This window comes from Rhizobacter sp. P3_C12 (assembly GCF_056402735.1).
This window is the reverse complement of record NZ_JBFUGW010000367.1, coordinates 1-5,040: the sequence shown is the minus strand read 5'-3', so window position 1 is coordinate 5,040 and position 5,040 is coordinate 1. Positions and strand designations below refer to the sequence as shown.

The 5,040-nt window shown below is 72.5% G+C and carries 6 protein-coding genes; 1 reads left to right on the top strand and 5 read right to left on the bottom strand.

Translation table 11 applies throughout. The annotated features are described in order from the left end of the window. Positions 1-1,538: winged helix-turn-helix domain-containing protein (locus tag AC1DXV_RS31145; RefSeq protein WP_477937342.1), on the top strand; the 1,538-nt coding region annotated here is incomplete at its 5' end. 84 nt (positions 1,539-1,622) lie between these two features. Here AC1DXV_RS31145 and ypfJ read toward each other — a convergent pair. The 5 genes from ypfJ to eutB form a co-directional block, all read right to left on the bottom strand. After that, positions 1,623-2,507, bottom strand: a complete 885-nt coding sequence (gene ypfJ / locus AC1DXV_RS31140) for a KPN_02809 family neutral zinc metallopeptidase (protein WP_477868563.1) — start codon at positions 2,505-2,507, stop codon at positions 1,623-1,625. A gap of 60 nt (positions 2,508-2,567) precedes the next feature. Continuing rightward, positions 2,568-2,858: a hypothetical protein gene (locus tag AC1DXV_RS31135; RefSeq protein WP_477868561.1), complete on the bottom strand. Its 291-nt coding sequence runs from the start codon at positions 2,856-2,858 to the stop codon at positions 2,568-2,570. 98 nt (positions 2,859-2,956) lie between these two features. After that, entirely contained in the window at positions 2,957-3,538 is a 582-nt protein-coding gene (locus AC1DXV_RS31130) for a deoxycytidylate deaminase (RefSeq protein WP_477868559.1), read from the bottom strand. Between the two features lie 11 nt (positions 3,539-3,549). After that, complete coding sequence (eutC, locus tag AC1DXV_RS31125) at positions 3,550-4,320, bottom strand: ethanolamine ammonia-lyase subunit EutC (protein WP_477868557.1); 771 nt, start codon at positions 4,318-4,320, stop codon at positions 3,550-3,552. Continuing rightward, positions 4,317-5,040 (bottom strand): ethanolamine ammonia-lyase subunit EutB (gene eutB, locus AC1DXV_RS31120; protein WP_477937340.1); only part of this gene is annotated, 724 nt, incomplete at its 5' end. The genes eutB and eutC, both read right to left, overlap by 4 nt.

Here is a 5,040-nt window from a genome sequence, read left to right as displayed (position 1 = left end):
CGCTCGGCCTGACCGCGCTGGCCGAGCGGCTGCAGCAGCGCCTCGGGCTGCTCGCACCGCTGCCGCAGGTGCCGGCCTCGCGGCAGAACGCGCTCGCCGCGGCGCTCGACTGGAGCCACGGGCTGCTGTCGCCGGCCGAGCAGCAGGTGTTCCGCCGGCTCGGCGTGTTCCCGGGGGCGTTCGAGCTCGACCGCGCCGCGCTGTGCCTGGCCGACGACGACCTGCCGGCACCGCGCGTCATCGAGACGCTGCTCGACCTGGCCGACCGCTCGCTGCTGAGCGTCGACCGGGCAAGCGCACCGCGCTACCGCCTGCCGGAGAGCATCCGGCTGTACGCGCTCGACAGGCTGCAGGCCTCGGGTGAAGCGGCCGCCGTGCGGGCCGCCTTCGCGCGTGGCATGTGCGCGGTGTTCGACGAGGCCTACGAGGACCACTGGCGCTCGAACCCGCACGGCGCGCCCGGCGCCTGGCGCGACCGCTGGGCGCCCGAACTCGACGACCTGCGCGCCGCGCTGGACGAGGCCACCGCGAACGACCCGGACACGGCCGTCGCGCTGTACGGCTCGTCGTCACCGCTGTGGGGGGCGCTGCTGCTGCATGCCGAGGCCCGCGAGCGCGGCGAAGCGCTGGTCGGCCGGCTCTCCGACGGCCTGCCGTTGCAGGTGCTCGCGCGCTTCTGGGAGGGCTTGGCCCGGGCGCACAGCACCGAATACCCGCTGCGCTGCCGGGCCGCGGCCGAGCTGGCCGCGCAGCGCTACGCCGAGCTGGGCGATGCGCGCGGCGAGTACCTGGCCTGGGCCGAGTTCGCGCTGAACTGGCGTCTCGACCACCCCGAGGCGCGGCGGGCGCTGGCGCGCGCGAAGGCGATCGAGGATCCGCGCTGGCCGGCACCGGTGCTGGTGCACGGCCGCACCACCGAGGCGGTGCTCGACTTCACCGGCGGCGACGCCGAGCGCGGCCGCGAGAGCCTGCTGTCGCTCGCGCTGCTGTGCGAGCGCGACGGCTACCTCGAAGGCATGCTGCGCACCGGTGCGAACCTGGTCGACATCGACCGCCACACCGGCCGCAGCGCCGACGCGATCCGGCGCGGCGAGGCGCTGCTCACGCGGCTGCCGCCCGGGCGGGCGTCGGCCAACGAGTTCACGCTGTTCGCGAACCTGGTGGGGGCGCTGCTCGACCAGGGCGAGGTCGTGCGCGCGCGGGCCGTCGTCGGCGAGTGCGCGCGGCGGCTGCGGCGCCTGCCCGAGGACAGCTGCATGTGGTCGATGCTCGACCTGTTCGGCGTGCTGCATGCGCTGTCGGGCCGCACCGACGCGGCCGCGCGGCTGGCGGGCGCCTCGGTGCGCAACTACCGCGAGCGCGGCCGGCTGGTGCGGCAGCCGAATGAAGAGGCCGACCGGGCGCGGCTGGCCGGGCTGCTGGCGCGGCACCCCGATGCCGCCGAACTCGCGGCCTGGCAGGCCGAGGGCGAGCTGCTGACGATCGCCGAGGCCTGCGAGCTGGCCTTCGCGGCCGGCAACCACCCCCGTTCTCCCTGAGCTTGTCGAAGGACCTGAGCTTGTCGAAGGACCTGCTCGCAGGTCACCGGGGCTTCGACAGGCTCAGCCCGAACGGATTACCGCTCAGAGCTGCCGCGCCTCGAAGGTGTTGCACTGCTCGACGCTGCCGCCCTGGAAGCCGCGCTTGAACCAGCTGACGCGCTGCGCGCTGGTGCCGTGCGTGAAGGTTTCCGGCACCACGGTGCCCTGCGACTTGCGCTGCAGCGTGTCGTCGCCGATCTGGGTGGCGGCGTTCAGCGCCTCTTCGACGTCGCCCTGCTCCAGGATCTGGCGGGCGCTCTGCGCATCGTGGGCCCAGATGCCGGCGAAGCAGTCGGCCTGCAGCTCCAGGCGCACGCTCAGCGCGTTCTGCTGCGCTTCGCTGACGCGCCCGCGCATCGCGTCGACCTTGCCGCTGATGCCCAGCAGGTTCTGCACATGGTGGCCGACCTCGTGCGCGATCACGTAGGCCTGCGCGAAATCGCCGGGCGCGCCGAGCCGCGTGCGCATGGTCTCGTAGAAGCTCAGGTCGATGTAGACCTTCTGGTCGCCCGGGCAGTAGAACGGGCCCATCGCGGCCTGGCCGCGGCCGCAGGCGGTGGGCTCGCTGCCGCGGAACAGCCGCAGCTTCGGCTCGCGGTAGGTGCCGCCCATCTGCTTGAACTTGGCGCGCCACACGTCTTCGGTGTCGGCCAGCACCACCCCGACGAAGCGTGCCATCTTGTCGTCGGCCGGCGGCTTGCCGGCAGGCGCCTGCTGCTGGGTGGGGACCGCGCCGCCATCGCCGCCGCTGAGCAGGCTCAGCACCGTGAGGGGGTTGACGCCAAAGATCCAGCCGGCCACCAGCGCGATGGCGACCGAGCCGAGGCCGATGCTGCGGCCGCCGAAGCCGCGGCCTCCGCCGCCACCTCCACCGCTGCTGCGGGCGTCTTCGACGTTGTCGCTCTCGCGGTTGCCTTCCCATTTCATGGTGTTCCCCCGGCTGGTGGCTGGAGGGGCCATGGTAACGAGAAGACCCCGCCGTGGGGATCAGTGCATGTCGGGGTCGGTGGCGAGGTACAGGCCGAACAGCTGCAGCGCCGCCCGCTGCAGCGCCGCATCGGCACTGCCGTGCGCGACGGCGATGCGCTCGTAGGCGTAGGGCCGGTCGAACATCATGCGGGCGATGTTGACCGGCGTTCCGTCGCGGGCCATCAGCGTGCGGAAGCCGGACAGCGCCAGCAGGTCGGCGATCAGCGGCAACTGGCGCGGTGCCTCGGGGGGAGGCAGCAGCGACGGGGGCAGTTGCGAAGGTGAGAACGGATCGGTCAGGGCCGGCATGAGACCTCCATGCATCGCGGCGCAACACGCGCGCCGTGCTGCACACGATAGCCAGCCCAGGCGCGCGGTGATCCCGCGATATGGAGGGTGCAGTGCCGCTACTTCGGCGAAGGCGGCGGGGGCTGCCCGGGATCCGTGGCACCGTGCACGGCCGGCCCGGTGTCGCGGATGAAGTCGTCGAGCTTGTCGCACCACTCGGCCGCCGGCGCCTCGAGCGCTTCGAGCGACAGCACCTCGATGCCCGCGTCGGCCAGCATCTTGTCCGAGGCCTGGTTCAGCGCGACCTGGTGGGATTTCTTCTCGAGGAACACCACCCGCTGGATGCCGACCTGGATGATCGACTGCACGCAGCGCGGGCATGGGAACTGCGTCGTGTAGATCGTGCTGGCGGTGAGCGGCAGCACCACGCAGTTGAGGATGGCGTTCACCTCGGCGTGGACGATGTAGCTGTGGCGCGACTGCACCGGATCGTCGTCGATGTCGCTCCAGTACGACGGATCGTCGTCGTTGCAGCCGCGCGGCAGGCCGTTGTAGCCGACGCCCAGGATCTTGTTGTCCGCGCTCGCGATGCAGGCGCCGTTGCGCTTGCGGCCGTCCTTCGAGCGGGCGGCGGCGAGCAGCGCGACGCCCATGAACATCGAATGCCAGTGGATCAGCGGGGTGTTTTGCATGGCCGACATGTTAGGGCCCTTCACGCCGGCGGCAGCTCCGCCACGTCGCTGCGGTCCTTCAGGCTCACGCCGCTCAGCTGCAGCCGCAGCGATTCGCGCGCCAGCCACACCAGCCGGCGCGCCGCGGGCGCATACGGCAGGCCTTCGGGCCGCACGTTCGAGATGCAGTTGCGCTCGGCATCGCTGCGGCCGCGCCGTGGCGCCCAGGTGAGGTAGATCCCCAGGCTGTCCGGCGAGCTCAGCCCCGGGCGCTCGCCGATCAGCATCACGACCAGCCGGGCCCGCAGCAGCTCGCCGACCGGGTCGCCGAGCGCCACGCGGGCCTGCCGCGCGACGACGACGGGGCCGAAGGTCCATTCGGGCGGCGCCTGCGCGCGGATCTCGGCGACCAGCGGCGCGGCATGGCGGCTCACCGCCAGCGAGGACAGGCCGTCGCCGATCACCAGTTGCACGTCGCAGCCGCCCGCCGTGTCGGCCAGGCGTGCCGCCGAGGCCTCGTCGAGCCGGCGGCCGAGGTCGGGCCGCAGCAGGTAGGTGGCACGGTCGGGCGCGGCGCTGTGCACCTGCAGCGTCGGCCAGCCGGCCTGCTGCAGCGTGGCGCACAGCGCATCGGCATCGAGCGGCACATGCACCGCGTCGCGCGCCTGCGCATGCGCAAAGCCGAAGCGCAGCAACTCGCCGGTCGGCAGGCTGACGCCGGCCCGGCCGAGCGCCACCCGCGCCGCGGTGTGCACGCGCAGGGCGCCCCACGGGTCGCGGGTGATCGCGTCCTTGGCCGACTCCTGGGTCACGCCGCGAGCCTCGGCAGGTCCAAGCGCTCGATCAGGCTGTGGCCGGGCGCGATCGGCAGCACGCGGCCGGCCTCGTCGGTGATGCGCATCTTCTGCAGCCAGGCCTCGAACTCCGGTGCACGCTGCAGGCCGAGCAGCTCGCGCAGGTACAGCGCGTCGTGGAACGAGGTGCTCTGGTAGTTCAGCATGATGTCGTCGGCGCCCGGCACGCCCATGATGAAGCTCAGGCCCGCCGCGCCGAGCAGCGTCATCAGCGTGTCCATGTCGTCCGAGTCGGCCTCGGCATGATTGGTGTAGCAGACGTCGCAGCCGAGCGGCAGGCCCATCAGCTTGCCGCAGAAGTGGTCTTCGAGGCCGGCACGGATGATCTGCTTGCCGTCGTACAGGTACTCCGGCCCGATGAAGCCGACGACGGTGTTGGTGAGCAGCGGTGAGAACGCGCGCGCCACCGCGTAGGCACGGGCCTCGCAGGTCTGCTGGTCGACGCCGTGGTGCGCGTCGGCCGACAGCGCCGAGCCCTGGCCGGTCTCGAAATACATCACGTTGGCGCTGGTCGGGTCGCCCACCGTCGCGCGCTTCAGCGACAACGCGGCGGCCTGCGCCTCGCGCAGCAGCGCGAGGTCGATGCCGAAGCTCGCGTTCGCCCGCTGCGTGCCGGCGACCGACTGGAACACCAGGTCGACCGGCGCGCCGGCCTCGATCGCCTGCACGGTGTTGGTG